Source organism: Nitrospinaceae bacterium, from assembly GCA_018669005.1.
Taxonomy (GTDB): Bacteria; UBA8248; UBA8248; order UBA8248; family UBA8248; genus UBA8248.
The window spans coordinates 92,907-108,960 of record JABJAL010000020.1 but is presented as its reverse complement, the minus strand read 5'-3'; the positions used below and the strand labels follow the sequence as shown (position 1 = coordinate 108,960).

13 protein-coding genes and 1 riboswitch are annotated in these 16,054 nt (G+C 59.1%); of the genes, 3 read left to right on the top strand and 10 right to left on the bottom strand.

Features of this window, described 5'->3' with window-relative positions; genetic code table 11:
• Positions 1 to 3: 3 nt before the first annotated feature.
• From cbiE to HOJ95_02490, 10 genes are read right to left on the bottom strand one after another with little or no spacing between them, the layout of a single operon-like run.
• On the bottom strand, positions 4 to 1,254 hold the full coding sequence (gene cbiE, locus HOJ95_02535; protein MBT6393560.1) for a precorrin-6y C5,15-methyltransferase (decarboxylating) subunit CbiE: 1,251 nt from the start codon (positions 1,252 to 1,254) through the stop codon (positions 4 to 6).
• Positions 1,251 to 1,904, bottom strand: coding sequence for a precorrin-8X methylmutase (locus HOJ95_02530; GenBank protein ID MBT6393559.1), 654 nt, complete (start codon positions 1,902 to 1,904; stop codon positions 1,251 to 1,253). The genes cbiE and HOJ95_02530 overlap by 4 nt, the downstream gene beginning before the upstream one ends.
• A 14-nt stretch (positions 1,905 to 1,918) precedes the next feature.
• Positions 1,919 to 2,941, bottom strand: coding sequence for a sirohydrochlorin chelatase (locus HOJ95_02525; GenBank protein MBT6393558.1), 1,023 nt, complete (start codon positions 2,939 to 2,941; stop codon positions 1,919 to 1,921).
• Between the two features lie 50 nt (positions 2,942 to 2,991).
• Positions 2,992 to 3,585: a cob(I)yrinic acid a,c-diamide adenosyltransferase gene (gene cobO / locus HOJ95_02520; protein MBT6393557.1), complete on the bottom strand. Its 594-nt coding sequence runs from the start codon at positions 3,583 to 3,585 to the stop codon at positions 2,992 to 2,994.
• Between the two features lie 26 nt (positions 3,586 to 3,611).
• On the bottom strand, positions 3,612 to 5,522 hold the full coding sequence (locus HOJ95_02515; protein MBT6393556.1) for a VWA domain-containing protein: 1,911 nt from the start codon (positions 5,520 to 5,522) through the stop codon (positions 3,612 to 3,614).
• Positions 5,522 to 9,112, bottom strand: coding sequence for a cobaltochelatase subunit CobN (gene cobN, locus HOJ95_02510; protein ID MBT6393555.1), 3,591 nt, complete (start codon positions 9,110 to 9,112; stop codon positions 5,522 to 5,524). The genes HOJ95_02515 and cobN overlap by 1 nt, the downstream gene beginning before the upstream one ends.
• A gap of 26 nt (positions 9,113 to 9,138) precedes the next feature.
• Entirely contained in the window at positions 9,139 to 10,098 is a 960-nt protein-coding gene (cobD, locus tag HOJ95_02505; GenBank protein MBT6393554.1) for a cobalamin biosynthesis protein CobD, read from the bottom strand.
• On the bottom strand, positions 10,091 to 10,735 hold the full coding sequence (gene bluB / locus HOJ95_02500; protein MBT6393553.1) for a 5,6-dimethylbenzimidazole synthase: 645 nt from the start codon (positions 10,733 to 10,735) through the stop codon (positions 10,091 to 10,093). Before bluB ends, cobD begins: the two co-directional genes overlap by 8 nt.
• Positions 10,732 to 12,219 (bottom strand): cobyric acid synthase, encoded by a 1,488-nt coding sequence (locus tag HOJ95_02495; GenBank protein ID MBT6393552.1) that lies wholly within the window; start codon positions 12,217 to 12,219, stop codon positions 10,732 to 10,734. Before HOJ95_02495 ends, bluB begins: the two co-directional genes overlap by 4 nt.
• Positions 12,201 to 13,169, bottom strand: a complete 969-nt coding sequence (locus tag HOJ95_02490; GenBank protein MBT6393551.1) for a pyridoxal phosphate-dependent class II aminotransferase — start codon at positions 13,167 to 13,169, stop codon at positions 12,201 to 12,203. Before HOJ95_02490 ends, HOJ95_02495 begins: the two co-directional genes overlap by 19 nt.
• Before the next feature lie 194 nt (positions 13,170 to 13,363).
• Positions 13,364 to 13,547: riboswitch (cobalamin riboswitch) on the bottom strand.
• 81 nt (positions 13,548 to 13,628) lie between these two features.
• On the opposite strand from HOJ95_02490, the gene cobU reads away from it, so the two are divergent.
• Genes cobU through cobS form a run of 3 tightly spaced genes read left to right on the top strand, consistent with a single transcriptional unit; the run spans position 13,629 to position 15,996 of the window.
• Entirely contained in the window at positions 13,629 to 14,156 is a 528-nt protein-coding gene (gene cobU / locus HOJ95_02485) for a bifunctional adenosylcobinamide kinase/adenosylcobinamide-phosphate guanylyltransferase (GenBank protein MBT6393550.1), read from the top strand.
• Complete coding sequence (gene cobT / locus HOJ95_02480; GenBank protein ID MBT6393549.1) at positions 14,153 to 15,223, top strand: nicotinate-nucleotide--dimethylbenzimidazole phosphoribosyltransferase; 1,071 nt, start codon at positions 14,153 to 14,155, stop codon at positions 15,221 to 15,223. Before cobU ends, cobT begins: the two co-directional genes overlap by 4 nt.
• The gene (gene cobS / locus HOJ95_02475) at positions 15,220 to 15,996 is read left to right on the top strand and encodes an adenosylcobinamide-GDP ribazoletransferase (protein ID MBT6393548.1); all 777 of its coding nucleotides are present in this window, start codon (positions 15,220 to 15,222) and stop codon (positions 15,994 to 15,996) included. Before cobT ends, cobS begins: the two co-directional genes overlap by 4 nt.
• Positions 15,997 to 16,054 lie beyond the last annotated feature (58 nt).

Below are 16,054 nucleotides of genomic sequence, written 5' to 3'. Positions count from 1 at the left end.
GTTTTATTTTGATTCCTTTGATTTCATAACTCGAAGTTGGGTGACGGGGGTGCCGGGCCGCCAGCCGTGAAGCCGACCGGTCTGGTGGACCTGGCTCACCTGAAGGCGAGTGAGCTGCCCGCCCTGTCTGGCGAAAAAAGCCTGAAGCGCCCCTTCGCCCTCAAGGGTGACGACATTGGCCACGAGCCGCCCGCCTGATTTGAGCCGGGCCCAGCAAGTGTCGAGCATTTCAGGGTCCCGCAATCCCCCGCCGATGAACACGGCATCGGGATCGGGAAGCAACGCCAGACAGGAGGGGGCATCCCCTAAAAAAGTCTGGAGTCGCGGGGTGCCCAGCGCCTCGGCGTTAGCCAGGAGGTTATCCATCCGTTTTCCAAATTTTTCAATGGCTATCGCCTCTAGAGACGGATCGGCGCGCAGCCATTCAATTGAAATAGAGCCCGCACCTGCGCCAACGTCCCAAAGCAGATCGCCCGGTCTCGGCATGAGGGCGGCGAGCGTGAGGATGCGGATTTCGAGCTTCGTTATCTGCCCGTCGTGGCGAAAGCGATCATCCTCTATGCCGGGGAGTAAGTGGCCTTCGAGCCCTGGGCCTTCCGCCCTTAACTCGGCGGCAAGGATATTGAGATCTTGAATCTCATCTGAGTGCGGGGCGGCGGCAAGATCGCGGGCCGAAAGGCTGATATGCGATTCCTCGGGGCCGCCGATATGTGAGAAGACATGGAGGGTGGAATCCCCAAAACCATCGCCGGCTAATAGCGCAGCAATCTCGCCTGGCGAGTTTCGGTTTTCTGTCAGCATGACGAGGCGGGCCTTATCCACCAGACGGGGGAGCAGCGAGCGTAGGGGCCTTCCATGAAGGGAGACGACTCCGGCATCCGAGTGCGGCCAGCCCAGCCGAGAGAGCGCCAGGCTGAACGATGAGGGAGCGGGGTAAACCCTCATTTCCTCGATAGCTATTTTTTCGGTGAGGCGTTTTCCGATCCCGAAGAAAAAGGGGTCACCCGTGGCGAGCACACAAAGGTTTTTCCCCCGGTAGTCAGGGATTTTGTCGATGAGTTTCTGGAGAGGGGAGGGCCAGGGTATTTTTTCACAGAGGCTTTCCTCGGGTAAAAATGCGAGGTGGCGCTGTCCGCCGATGATTATCTCGGCCCCGGCCACGGCGTCCCTTGCGCTCTGGCCCAAGCCGTCCAGGCCGTCATCCCCGACCCCGACGAGGGAGAGCCATGGTGTATTTATTTCTTTGGCGCTCATTGTTTTGTCTCCGCTAGCTGGCGCCCAGCCTCTCGGGCCAGTGCATTAAGCGCCGCCGCCGCAATGGCGCTGCCACCAAGACGGCCCGTTAGCGAGATGAACGGGATGAGAGCGCCTCTTGCGATCAACGCCTCTTTTGACTCTGCTGCGCCGACGAAGCCGACAGGAAAGCCCAAGACAAGAGCAGGGGGCGCGAGCCCAATTTCAATCATTTCTAATAAATGGAAGAGCGCGGTTGGCGCATTTCCGATGACGGCGACCGAGCCGGGAATTTCACTGGCGCACAGATCGAAACCGGCGGCCGAGCGGGTGTTGCCAATTTCGCTGGCGCGCCCGGCGGTGCCCGGATTTGCGAGCGCGCAGATGACAGGGTTTTCGGCGGGCAGATATCGCCTCGTTACCCCCCTTTCAACCATTTCGACATCGCAGATTATTTGTGCGCCGTTTTTGAGGGCATGGACGCCGGCTTCTGCTGCGTCCTTGGAGGCTACGATTTTTGGGACAATCTCCACCATGCCCGAGGCGTGAATTATTCTCGTGATGACGGCAGCCATCGCCGGGTCAAAAGCCGAAAGGTCTGTCTCGTTTTTTATGATGGCGACGGATTTTTCAAATATCTCGTCCGGCTCGCGGCAATAATCAATCGTCATTGGATCTGCCCCGGTTAATTTTTCATGCTCTTGGGCCCCAGCGGGTGGTCTGCATGGGGATAGGGATGATGGGTGTGCCCATGGTCATGGGAATGCCCGCCGTCATGGTCGTGATCATGAGTATGTTCGTGTTGCGCGCTCTTTGATTCGTCCTCTGGTCCGGTTCCGATGCCCTCGACATGGTGGTGGTGGCTCTCCTGCCGCTCGCCGACCTGATCCTCGAAGCCCAGGAACTGCTCGCGGTATTTGCACAACTGGCAATTCATGTTGTTCGTGCCGTCGAGGATTTCCTGAACGCGCTCGGCGAAGCAATCAAGCACGAGGGGATGATCGTTCAGGTAGCCTGCCTTAATGAATTCGATATCGGGGTGTCTTGCCGCCACCAGGTCGGTGTGGTCGTAGATGCGCTGGACCAAAATGCCCGTGAAAAGAAAATAGGGAAAAACGATGATGCGCTTGTAGCCAAGTTTCGCGGCATGCTCAAGGCCCTGCTCAACAAGGGGGAACGTCACGCCCGAGTAGCAGACCTCGCCCCAGCCAAAGCCCAGGCCTTCCCATAGCATTCGCATTACTTTGGAAACATTAGAGTTAGCGTCTGGATCAGAGGCCCCCCGCCCGACAACCATGAGAAGCGTCTCGTGTTTATTCGCGTCAGTTTTGCTCGTCTCAAGCGCCGCCTCAACACGCTCGCCCGCTGCGCGAATGAGCTTGAGGTCGATGCCGAGTTCTCGGCCATACTCGATTTGTACGCCTTCGTGTTCGGCCTGGTAGCGATTGAGCACCGAGGGGATGTCGTTCTTGGCGTGTCCGGCGGCAAAAAGCATCCCCGGCACAGCGAGTACGCGCCGCACCCCTTTTTCGAGGAGCGCATCGAGGCCGGTTCGGATTATCGGGGTGGCGAATTCCAAAAGACCCCACTCTGTGTCGAGGTGCGGGAGTCGCTCCCTGAGCCCCTCGGCCACCGACTGAAATTCGACGACAGCCCGCTCGTCCCGGCTGCCGTGGCCACAAACCATCACCCCCAGTTTTTCACTCATTTTAGGTGCATCCTTTTTGTGTTTCGTTGATTAAAATAAATTGTGGAAAATTAAAACTCGATGCCCTTTTGCGCCTTGATGCCAGCGCGGTAGGGATGTTTGACCATCCTCATCTCGGTTACGAGGTCAGCCATCTCCTCAAGCTCGGGCTTTGCTCCGCGCCCAGTGAGCACGACGTGGAGCATCTCTCGTTTTTCCCGGAGCGCCTCAAGAACCGCGTCGAGTGGAAGCTGGCCCCGGCGGACGGCCACGTTTATCTCATCGAGGATGACCATCCCAATTTCGGGCCGCGCCATGAGCTCTTGAGATTTCTCCCAGGCCTGCTCAGCTGCTTTTTTGTCGAGTTCCTCATCTTGGGTTATCCAGCTAAAGCCCTCGCCCATGCGGTGCCACTCGACGGCCTCGCCAAAAGACTTGAAGATCTCGACCTCGCCCGAGGCGATGGGGCCCTTCACATACTGGACGACGCCGACTTTTAGGCCGTGGTGAATCGCCCGAAGGCACATGCCGAAGGCGGCGGTGCTCTTTCCTTTGCCCGAGCCCGTATGGACGATGATCAGGCCCTTTTCCTCGGTGGCTGCAGCCTGCCGCTTTTCATACGATTTTTTGATGCGCTCGGCTTTATCTTTATATTCCTCGCTCATGGCGCTGTCTCCTTGATGAGATTTCGCTAGGCGGCGTTAAGTAGCCGCCGGACGCTTCCGGGCCGGAGTTCATCGAGGGCGGCACATGAAAAATTCCACCTGCGCCCCCACTCCGGCATCATGCCCAGGCGCACTTGCCCCGCCTCGGTATCGACGAGGAGAAGGTCTGTCCTCGATTGACTAAATATCGCAAGCTCGCGCTCGGCCGCCTGTATTGGAGGGATGTCGCCGATCCCAAGCGTTGGGCGACCGTCCGAGACGAGGATGAGCGAGGGGGATACCCCTGGCTGGCGTCGCTCTGATTGTACGAGCGTCTCGCGGGCGAGCCTGAGGCCGTGCGCAAGCGGTGTTCTTCCGCCAACGGGCAAATCGCGCACCTGGGCCTGGACCCTGCGCACGCTGCGGGTAGGCGGCAAAACGAGATTGGCCCCCGCGCCCTGCATGACGATGAGGCCCACCTCGTCCCTCTTTTGATACGCCTCATCGAGCAATCCGAGCAGCATCCCCTTGGTCACCTCCATCCGGCGGCGAGCGCCCATCGAGCGGCTGGCGTCGAGGACGAACAGGAAAAGGCGTCGATGGGGCGGCTTATGAATTTTTACCCTGAAATCCTCAGGAGAAATTGAGAGAGAGGCGCTGTCAAAGCCGTTTTTCTTGTCCCTGTTTTTAGCCGCGCTCCGGATGGCGGCGGCGCGAAGGGTGGCATCGAGTGCCAGATCAGTGGCTTTGCCTTGTGGAGCGCCTGCGCGGACATAGGGCCCTTGTCTGGTGCCTGGGCGCTCGCGGCCTGCGCGCCCGCCCGGCGTATAGCGATGGGACGCAATTCGGGCCTCCGTGTGCGGAATGCTAACAGGTCCCTCGGGCTGCGCCTCAAGCTGGCTGAGGCTGTCCTCTCTAGGAGGGTCCGGGCTCTCGGGCGAGTTTTCGGATGAATTCTCGGGCGAGTTCTCAGATTGGCTCTCTCCTCGATCCTTGGGTCTGGGCGGAGGAGGCGGGGGCGGCGGCTCGGGCGGATTGTTTCTGCGGTGGGCCAGCGCGAACTCCATGACCCGCTCGACATCAGCTTGGGTGACGGCAGAGCGGCCCTCCCATGCGGCATGGGTCATCGCGCTTTTTCTGATTACAATGTCGGCCCGCATCCCCTCGACATGCTCGCGGCAGCAAAGCTCGGATATCCCTGCCGCGATATTGTCGGCAATAACGACTTCCGGAAGGATTCTCCTTGCCTGTGCAATACGCTCCCCTAGCGCATTTTGATCGCTTGTCCATTTCTCTATGAATTTCTCTGGGGCAGACTCAAAATCTATCGCCCGGGCCACGACCTCGCTTCGCGCCACCGGGTCAGCGAGATTGTGAATCCCCACCGAGAGGCCAAATCGGTCGAGAAGCTGCGGGCGAAGCTCTCCCTCATCGGGGTTCATCGTCCCGATGAGAATAAACCGCGCCGGGTGGTGCACCGAGATGCCCTCGCGCTCGACAAGGTTCACCCCGCTCACAGCCGCGTCGAGGAGGATGTCCACCAGATGATCGGGTAGCAGATTCACCTCGTCCACATAGAGAACCCCGCCGTTCACCCGCGCCAGTAGACCGGGGTCAAAGCTCTTTTCGCCATCGCGGATGGCTTTTTCCAAATCGATGGTGCCAAGGACGCGATCCTCGGTGGCCCCGAGAGGAAGGGAGACGAAGGGCGTGGGGATCTCCTCGATGTTCACATCAGCGCAGTTATCGCAACGCACACCCTCGGCGCATAAAAATGCACAACTTGTGTTCGCGCGGATGGGCGGAAGCAGATCTGCCAGCCCCCGTGAGGCGCTCGATTTACCCGAGCCCTTCACCCCCGAGATGAGCACCCCTCCAATCTGGGGGTTAATGCCGTTGAGGATGAGGGCGAGCCTCATGTCTTCTTGCCCCACGATGGCGACGAACGGGTAGTGCATCAGTCCATAACCTCCAGCCCAGCTTCGTTTTCAAGATAGATTTGCTTGAGTTGCTCGACGATCTCCGCAGGCGGAGATTCCCAATAGCCGCGCTCTTGGGCCTCTAATAGTCGCTCCACCATGCCCCGAAGCGCCCACGGGTTTTTCTCTTCAAGGAACTGTCTCGTGTCCTCGTCAAGAATATAGGCTTCAGTCACTTTTTCATACATGTGGGGCTCGATGACGTGAGCCGTCACGTCGTAGCCGAAAAGATAGTCCACCGTCGCAGCGAGCTCGAAGGCCCCTCGGTAGCCGTGTTTCTTGATGGATTCAATCCACTTGGGGTTCACCACCCGGGAGCGGAAGACGCGGACGACCTCTTCCCTCAGATCGCGGACCTTCACCCGGTCGGGCTTTGAGGTGTCGCCGAAGTAGGCTTTCGGATTTTTTCCGGTTATGGCGCGGACCGAGGCGATCATCCCCCCGTGGAACTGGAAATAATCGTCGCTGTCGAAGATGTCGTGCTCGCGGTTGTCCTGGTTCTGGACAGCGACACTCACACCCGAGAGCCGCTTCCGGAAGCTCCCGAAAGCCTCAACACCGGGTGTATTCAAACCGTAGGCATAGCCGCCCCAGGCGACGTAAACGTCAGCCAAATCTTTGTCGGTCGTCCAGTTGCGCTCATCAATCAAGTTAAGCAGCCCCGCCCCGTAGCTGCCCGGTTTGCTCCCGAACACGCGCCAAGCAGCGCTTTTCGCATCTTTGCCGCCCGCTATTTCCTCGGCGATGTTCGCTTTGATAAAGTTCATCTCATGCGGCTCATCGAGTGCGGCGACGGTTTGCACCGCCTCGTCAATCATCTCGACAACGTTCGGAAATGCATCCCGGAAAAATCCGCTGATGCGGACCAGCACATCGATGCGGGGCCGCCCGAGTTCTTCTAGGGGGATAACCTCGATCCCGATGACGCGCCGGTTGATGCCCTGCCAAACCGGGCGCATCCCCATGAGGTGAAGAATCTCTCCAATATCGTCCCCGCTTGTCCGCATGTTCGAGGTGCCCCAGACGACCATGCCGATAGACCGGGGATATTCTCCGGTCTCATTAAGATATTTTTCCAGCACCCCCTCGGCGGCGCGTCGGCCCACCTCGCAGGCGGTCTGGCTGGGAATTGCCCGGATATCGACCGAATAGAAATTTCGCCCGGTGGGCAGGATGTTCGCCATCCCTCGTGTTGGGGCGCCGCTCGGGCCCGCCGGAACAAAGCGGCCATCGAGTCCGACAAGAATGTTGGTGATCTCATCGGGCACCTGTTCAAGACGCGGGCGGATATCATCGTTGAGATAGGCCAGCGTTTTTTTCGAGCGCGGCCCCGCCGGGCGGTTTTCCTTCACCGCCACCTTGGCCTGCAACTCAAAATATTCAATCAGATCCCCCGCCGTCCGGCAGAGGGGATGGTCGACTTTTTGCGCCGGATTGGCGGCGAGCTCATCATGGTCAAAGCCAAGATCCTCGGCGATGGCGGCGGGAAGTCCACGAACGCCAGCCTGATCGAGCCTAACCAAAGAAACGAGTAGATCGATCAAACTGGTTTCATCGGGAAGGGCGCCCAGAATGTGGAGGCCGTCCCTGATCTGGGATTCTTTTATCTCGCACAGATAGCCGTCAAAATCTTCGATGAAAACCTCGACCTCATCCTCCGAGGGTGGTTTTTCGTAGGCGAGGTCGCGGTAAATTTTGCTCTCGTCCAACAGACGAATAATTTTCTCTGAGATCAGCGGGCATTTCGAGGGGTCGAGCACGCTCGCATCGGCGTATTCGTCCGCCAGGTGTTCGAGTTTCACGAGATCGCCGTAGGCCTCGGCTCGCGTCATCGCCGGGATCATGTGATCGACGATGAGGGCGTGCGAGCGCCGCTTGGCCTGGGTGCCCTCGCCCGGATTGTTGATGATGTAGGGGTAGATGTTGGGAACCGAGCCCAGCGCGATTTCGGGGAAACAACTTTCGCTGATGCCGAGGCCCTTTCCGGGCAGCCATTCAAGGTTGCCATGTTTTCCAACGTGGGCAACGGCGTGGGCGCCAAATGTTTCAAGCACCCATTGGTAGTAGCCCAGATAAAAATGGGTGGGCGGAAGATCGGGGCTGTGGTAGATGGCGTTTGTGTCCACCCCGAAGCCGCGCGAGGGCTGGATGCCGATGAAAATGTTGCCGAGCCTGAGGCCAGGGATAGCCATGCCGCTAGCTGCCATCATGTATTCGCCAGGGGGCTCGCCCCACTGCGCCGCCATCTCTTTGCGCCGGGTAGCGGGTATCTTCTCGAATCTTTCTCGGTAGGCCTCAGGCGCTAACTTGTGGGGTGTGGCCTCCAGGTTTTCAGGCAACTGAAATTCATCGTCCTGGGTGCACCCGGCAAGGAGCGCAAATATTAGCTCGTCGCCGGTTTCGGGAATTTCTCCCACATCGTAGCCCGCATCGCTCAGGCTTTTCAGGATGCGTACCACGCTCTCCGGGGTATCGAGCCCCACCCCGTTTCCCACGCGCGCGTTCCGGGTCGGGTAGTTGTTGAAGAGAATGGCAATGCGTTTTTCGTTGTTCGGGGTGCGCCGAAGGGTACACCAGGATGAGGCCAGGCGAGCCACCTGCTCTACCCTGTCGGGGAGCGGCACGTTGCGACGAAGCTCGGCGCCGATGGTTTGATTCAAATTGCCCTCGTCTTTGAAAGAGATTGGCACCGAGATGAGGCGGCCATCGAATTCGGGTAGCGCGACGTGCATGGCAACATCGCGGGGGCTCAGGCCCGCGCTGGAGGCTTGCCATTCGGGAAGTGTCGATCCGCTCATGATGGCTTGAATCACCGGGCAGTCCAGCCCGTGCGGGGAGCTGAAGGCGAGGGTGGAGATGAGGACATCGGCGTCCATTAAATACTCGCGCACCGCGAGGGGAACACCTTGCTCGTCCGCCTCCTTGAGCGATTCGCAGTACACCGTGCGGGGGCGGCAGCCCAATCGATTGATTTCGGTTGCCAGCGCATCGATGGGCTGAAGGTTTCCCGATTGCCAGTGGGCCCGGTAGAAAAGCACACCGACAACGGGGGCATCGTCCGGCAAGGGCGCGAGCCCCGGCGTCTCGTAAACACCCCGCTCGGTGGTGGACACAGCAGGCTCGTAGCCATAGCCGGTGAGGGAAAAACGATCCGAGAGGAAACGGAGGAGCTGGGTGTAATTCTCCACCCCGCCATGGACAAAATATTCGAGCACCGAGGTGTGCGCCGAAAGCGGAACGGTGCCGATGGCGGAAAGTTCGGGGTCGATCTCGCGCCCCCCGGCCAGCGCCAAGAAGGGGATGTCGTTTTCGCGGCAGGCACGCGCCAGGCGCTCGAAACCCTCGGGGAAATAAGCGCGGCCCCCTAAGATGCGCGCCACGAGAACCCGTGCGCCGGGAACGATTTCGGTTGCAAACTTTTCAAGCGCCTCGGGCTCAGAGAGATCGCGAAGGTGCACAGCCCGGACCCGAGCGAAATCGTTTGGCATTTTTTCTCGTGCGAGGGCAAGGCCCAGCACTTCGGTGTCTGCGGCGGTGATGAATACGATGTCGCCCTGCGTGAATTCCATTGTTGCTCCCTATTTAGATGCCGGGGTTAAGTGGTGATGGCCCCGATCAAGGTTTTGATTCCGGCGAAAAAAACGAGCCCGGTTACGGATGAGGCGTACATCCACAAGACGGCGCGGGGGATGTCGCCGGGCGCAGGCTCGCGGTGTGGGTCGCCGATGCGAGGTCGCTCCTCTGCTACCCCCTGATAGATGTTCACGCCCCCGAGCTGGACGCCCAGCGCCCCAGCAAGGGCGGCCTCGCTAATCGCGGCGTTCGGGCTCGGGCTCTTTTGGCCGTCTCGCAGTGAGACGCGCCAGCTATCGAGCACTCGCATTCCGCAGACGAGGGCCGCCGCCGGATAAAGAAGGCGGGCCAGCCTCGCTGGTACGTAGTTAAGCAGATCATCAAGCCGGGCCGAGGCCCAACCGAATTCAAGATAATTTTCCGAGCGGTAGCCGACCATCGAATCGAGGGTATTGGCGGCCCGGTAGGCCATCGCCAAGGGGGCGCCGCCCAGGATCGCAAAAAATAAAGGAGCGAGGACGCCATCGACTGCGCCCTCGGCAACCGACTCTACCGAGGCGCGGACTATTTCAGGCTCGTCGAGATTCTTGGTGTCGCGCCCGACGATCATGGCGAGGCTTGTACGCGCCTCCTCCAGGTTCCCTACCCTCAAGGCACTAAATATGTGGCTTGCGTGGCGGTCCATGTCGCGTGCGGCAATCGTTGTATAGAGAAGATAAATCGTTAGCGCCCAGCCGAGGCGATGGTCGATGTAGCTGCCCAGCTCGATGATTTCCCACGCTGTGAGCCAAGCTCCTCCCACGATGATAGTTGTGAGACATGTGCCAGACGAGCGGCCCCTGCCCAGAGCACGGGTGAGGGTGCCCTCAAGCGCGGCGGCGGCCCCTCCGATGAGACGAGTTGGATGGGGCATCCAGCGCGGATCGCCCAGGGCGAAGTCGAGGGCAAAGGCGATGGCTATCAAAAAGACGAGCTCATCCATTTTGCTTCTCTCCTTTTGCCGCAAGATTGCCGTAGCGCTCTTTGAAAACGACTTCTTCAAGCGGCAGGCGGTCTTGCCAGCCGACAGTTTCGAGCAGCGGCGCCTCGGCGAATTTTTCGGGGTATCCCATGCAGAGATAGGCCACGGGTACCACCTCTTCGGGAAGCTCTAAGATTTCCGAGAGCTCCTCGTTGTCGAGAATGCTCACCCAACCAACACCCACGCCCTCGGCTCTTGCGGCGAGCCACAGGTTTTGAACGGCGAGGCAGGTGCTGAACAAATCGGTGTCGATGATGGTGTTGCGGCCCAGCACCTTGCCGCCCCGGCGGCGATCGCAGGTGACGCATACGTTGAGGGGCGATTCGAGAATGCCCTCAAGTTTGAGCGATTTATAAAGCGCGCGCCGCTCGCCAGAATAATTTTTTGCGGCCCGCGCGTTTTCCCGCTCGAACATGGTTTTGACGCGCTGTCGAGTCGCCTTTTCCCGGATGAGAATAAAATTCCACGGCTGCATGAAGCCGACGGAGGGGGCGTGGTGCGCCGCATCAAGAATTCGGTGAAGAACATCATCCGGCATGGGGTCCGAGCGAAATCGCCGAATATCGCGTCTTGCATAAATCGCCTCGTAGATATTCATTTCGCACTCGCCATAACGTCATAAATGGCGTTTATGTCCAGATTTCCCCTGACCGCCTCGGCCAGCCGGTCGAGGTTCTCGTGCAGGTCTGTGTTTTTTGCTTCCGCTATAGGAGAGACGCCCTTTTCGGCACAAAGCGAATTGATGAAGTGTTCTCGGAACGCGGCGCTGTCGAAAACCCCGTGGATGTAGGTTCCCCATAAGCGCCCGCCCGCCGCCGATGCGCCGTCCATCTCCGCTACCTCGTTGCCGAGGCGCTCTGTGATTTCAAACGCCGGGCGCTGCCCACCGCTGGTCTGGCCCATGTGGATTTCATATCCGCTCACCTCGGCCCCGCTTTCGAGGTGAGTGCCCCGCACCCGGGCTGTTTGTTTTTCCTCGCAGAAAATCGTTTCGGTGGGCAAAAGGCCGAGACCAGCTTCCCCATCGGCGCTCGATTCGACGTGGTGCGGATCGCGAAGAGTAGCTCCCATCATCTGGAACCCGCCGCAGATGCCGGCAATCGTGCCCCCGTTTTCATGACACCTATGGATGTGTTCTGCGAAGCCTGCCTTTTTTAATTGCCGAAGGTCAGCGATGGTGCTCTTGGTGCCCGGAATGAGAATCGCATCGGGTATAAGCCCATCAGGGCGCTCAATGTAGCGAAGCGAAACGTCGGGCTCATCGGCTAGCGCGTCAAAATCCGTAAAGTTGGCGATTCGAGGGTGGCGGATCACGTCGATGTGAACACGCCCATTTTTCTCGGGCGCCCCTTTGCTTCGGGAGCCGATGCTGTCCTCCTCGGGCAGGCTGATATCCTTGAAGTAGGGCAGGGTGCCGAATACTGGTTTTCCGGTTTCTTTTTCGAGGTATTCAAGGCCGGGCTTTAGAATGTCGATATCGCCCCTGAACTTATTAATCACAAAACCGCAGACCCGAGCGCGTTCTTGCTCTAATAGTAGGTGCATGGTGCCGATCAGCTGCGCGAAAACGCCGCCAAAGTCGATATCGCCGACGAGGATGACGGGCGCATCCGCGAGGGCGGCGGTCTTCATGTTGGCGATATCTGTTTCGCGAAGGTTGATCTCCGCCGGGCTCCCGGCCCCCTCGATGATGACAAATTCATATTCTTCGCGAAGGCGTGCAAGGCTCTCCTGAATGACGGGCACGAGGGAGGCCTTGAAGGTTTCGTATTCCCTGGCCTTCATCGTGCGGCCCGCCCGGCCTTGAACGATCACCTGTGCGCCCTCGTCGGTGGCGGGTTTAAGTAGCACAGGATTCATGTCAACGGTGGGCTCAATTCCGCAGGCGGCGGCCTGAAGCGCCTGGGAGCGGGCAATCTCTCCGCCGCCCTCGCAGACATAGGCATTGTTCGACATGTTTTGGGCCTTGAAGGGGGCGACGCTGTGGCCATCGTGCCGCAAAATTCGGCACAGCGCGGCTGCGAGGACGCTCTTGCCGACATGGGAACCGGTCCCCTGAATCATCAGCGCGTGATTCGGCATGTTTCCACTATCTCTTTCAAGGCGGCAAGGAGGCGCGTGTTGTCCTCGTGGCCTCGCACGGCGAAGCGCACGAAGCGGTTTTTCTCCAAGCCGGTGAACGAGTCGCAGTTCCTCGCGGCGATGCCGAATTCCAAAAGCTCCCGGCAGAGGAGAGCGGCGTCTGGCACACGGCAGAGAATGAAATTTACAGCCGAGGCCATGGGCGCAAGGTCCAGAGATTTAAGACTGCTCGACAAATTCTCCCGTAACTCGGGCACGAGCTTTCGGGTGCGTTCGGCATAGTTATGGTCCTCAAGGGCGGCGACTCCCGCCGCGATGGCCAGGGCGTTAACGCTCCAGGGAGGTTGCAGGCTCTTGAGGCGCAAGACGGTTTCTGGCGGGGCGACGATATAGCCGAGCCGAAGGCCGGGGATGGCGTAGAATTTCGTGAGAGAGCGAAGGACGATGAGACGCGGGTCGGAGGCGGCTTTGCTGGCCAGCGAGAATTCCTCGCCTGCAAAATCGATGAACGATTCATCGACGATAAGCGGCCCAGGATTTTCGAGGATTTCCTCTGCCGAAAAAAGCTGGCCCGCCGGACTGGTCGGGTTGGCGAGGAAGGTAACATCGTGGTCGCCATCGTTCACTGGAATCTCCGCCGCCTCGCAGGCGTCTTCATATTCCGTGAAGGCGGGGGTAATGACGCGGGCACGGCCCCCTGAGAGGAGGCGGGTGATGAGGTATATAAGGTCTGTCGCGCCGTTGCCAGCGAGAATACATTCTCTTGGAACACTGAGATGCCGGGCGACGGCTTGGCAAAACTCATCGGCATCGGGGACAGGGTAGGCGAAAACCAGCTCGCCACTCTGGGCCAAAACGCGGAGCACACCATCGGGCGGGCCGAGCGGATTGACGTTCGAGCTGAAATCGAGAACGGATTTGTCCGATGCGCCCCCATGCGCTCTTTTCATCGGTGCCGCCTCCGCAATGAGTGGGCAAATTTGCCCCACGGGTGGATAAAAGGTTGCTCTGGCCCGAAGGCAGGGCAATTAATTACAAACTGGTATTCTCAAACGCAGGGGGGGGAGTTGCCGGAAATACTCTCTGGAGATATGTACCGCAAAGAGAGGAATTCAATACCAGCGCTCCCAGCCCACGAGGAGAAACCGATTCACATCTTGCAGGTCGGTATCCTGGCTCTCGGCCTTTATCGCGCCCGCCTTCCCAACGCCTGGCATCAGTGGCATCGTGAGCGCGCATGACCGATTACAGTGGCGGGACCGCGCCGGACTCTCACCGGCTTCCCGTTAAATGCCCCTTGGGGGCAACCATGCAAGATTACTGATAGCTACACCCCTCTATTGGGGGTGTCAACTAATGTGAATTCAGAGTAGTGGATGTTTTTTTGTCAGTGTGGATAGGTAATTGATATGCGTAACGTTGTGTTGATTACAGGCGGCGCTCGGAGCGGCAAGAGTAGCTATGCGATGGAACTGGCGCGTGCCCACGAGGCCGAGCGCGTCTATATCGCCACGGCAGAGCCCATCGACGCCGACATGCGCAGGCGAATTGAAAAGCATAAAGAAGAGCGCGGCGACGCGTTCGTGACGATTGAAGAGCCGCTCGATTTGGCCGGTGCGCTCGGAAGAATTCCCGAGGGCGCAGGTGTCGTCGTGGTGGATTGCCTGACCGTTTGGCTGGGCAATTTGATGCACCACCATGGGGAGGAGGGAGGTCTGCCTGGTGTGGCCGAATTTCTAGAGGTCCTAGAGACGCCTCCTTGTGATCTGATTTTGGTGACGAACGAGGTGGGAATGGGGGTCATCCCCGAGAATCGGCTCGCCAGAGTCTACCGCGATGCGCTAGGCCGCTTGAATCATGAGGCGGCGCGTCGGTCTGGTAGCGTGGTTCTCATGGTGAGTGGTTTGCCTATGTATATTAAGGGGGATTTTCGGTGAGCATTATTTCAAAACTTACTGAAAGCATCCCGCAGGTAGATCACAGTCTTGCGGCTGAAGCGAGGGCGCATCTTGATCGGTTGACGAAGCCGCCGGGAAGCCTTGGCCGTCTAGAGGATATTGCCGTTAAGTATTGCTGTGCCACGGGATCACTAAAGCCCGTTTTGGGCAAAAAAATTATATTCACCTTTGCGAGTGATCATGGCGTGGCTGCCGAGGGTGTTTCCGCCTATCCAAAGGAAGTGACGCCCCAGATGGTCATGAACATGCTAGCGGGTGGCGCGGCGGTTAATGTTCTTGCGGCGCATGCCGGGGCCGAGGTCCGCGTGGTGGACATCGGTGTTGATGATTCGATGGCGGGCGCCGAGGGTCTCATCCGCCGGAAGATTCGCTCGGGAAGCGGGAACATATCGAAAGAGCCAGCAATGACGATGGATGAGGCCGAGCGGGCGATTGAGGTAGGTGCCGAGCTTGCCCGCGAGGCGGTGGCGGAGGGTGCGGCGCTCATTGGCACAGGTGAGATGGGGATCGCGAACACAACGCCCTCGGCTGCCCTGTTTGCTGCATTGCTTGCCGCCTCTCCTGCAGAGGTGACGGGCCGCGGCACGGGTATCGGCGATGAATCACTATCGAGAAAAATTCAGGTTATCGAGCAATCGCTTTCCCTTCACAAGGAGAGTTTATCTGATCCGCTTCAAGCGCTTGCGGCGGTGGGCGGGCTTGAGATAGCGGGAATCTGCGGCCTGATACTCGGCGCGGCCTCTAGCCGGGTGCCGGTGGTGGTGGACGGTTTCATCTCCTCGGCGGGGGCGCTTGTGGCCTGCCAAATGTGCGAGAGGGTAAAGGACTATCTTTTCTTTTCTCATTGCTCCGATGAAGCAGGGCACAAGGTTTTTTTCTCCCGCTTTGGCGCAGAGCCGATATTGGATATGGCTCTTCGCCTGGGCGAGGGAACCGGCGCGGCGCTGGCGATGCCCATCATCGAGGCTGCGGTAAAGATTTATAACGAGATGGCCACATTCGGCTCGGCAGGAGTCAGCTCAGCAGGCAGTGGGGATGCGCCATGATGGGCGGCCTCTCGACGGCGATACGGACGCTTACCATTCTACCCGCACCGGGTGAACCCGGGGGGAAGATGGCCTCGTCCCTTCCTTGGTTTCCATTGGTAGGTGGCGCGATTGGCTCCATCCTTTTGGGCCTGATGATTCTGCTCGAAGATCTGGCTTCCGGTCATTGGCCGGGGGGCGCTGCCGCTGTTGTGGTAGTAGCCGGAATTATTCTCACCGGAGCGCTGCACCTCGATGGGCTGGCCGATTGGGCCGATGGCTTCGGGGGTGGTCGTGACCGCGAAAAAACGCTCGCCATCATGAAAGACTCATCCACCGGGGCTTTTGGTGCGGTGGCGCTTATCTCGGTATTGCTGCTCAAATGGGTCGCTCTTTCGCGTCTGGCGGATTCGGGAACACAACTCTGGATTATTGTGGCCTGTGTTATTTCGCGGACGATGATGGTCGAGCTTGCGGTCTGGCTTCCCTATGCCCGCACGGAAGGGGGGACCGGCGCGACCATCGTCGAGGGGGCAAAAAAATGGCACCGCTACTTAGTCCTGCTCCTTGCGCTGGCGATACTCACCGCGTTTGCCGGGGCGGCGGGCGCACAAGCCTTGGTGGCTGGCTGGTTGGTGTGCAGGGGATTTGGTTATCTTTGCCTAAGAAGGGTTGGGGGTGTCACGGGCGACCTGCTCGGCGCCGGGAGCGAAATTGTGGAAACACTCATCTTGGTGCTGGCGGCCCTGCCGGGCCGGGAGTTGCCTCAATTATCCGGCTGGGTATTTTTCTAGCGTCGATAGAAAAAATTACATACAACTACCTGCGCTTAGACGAATTCACCAGACGAAT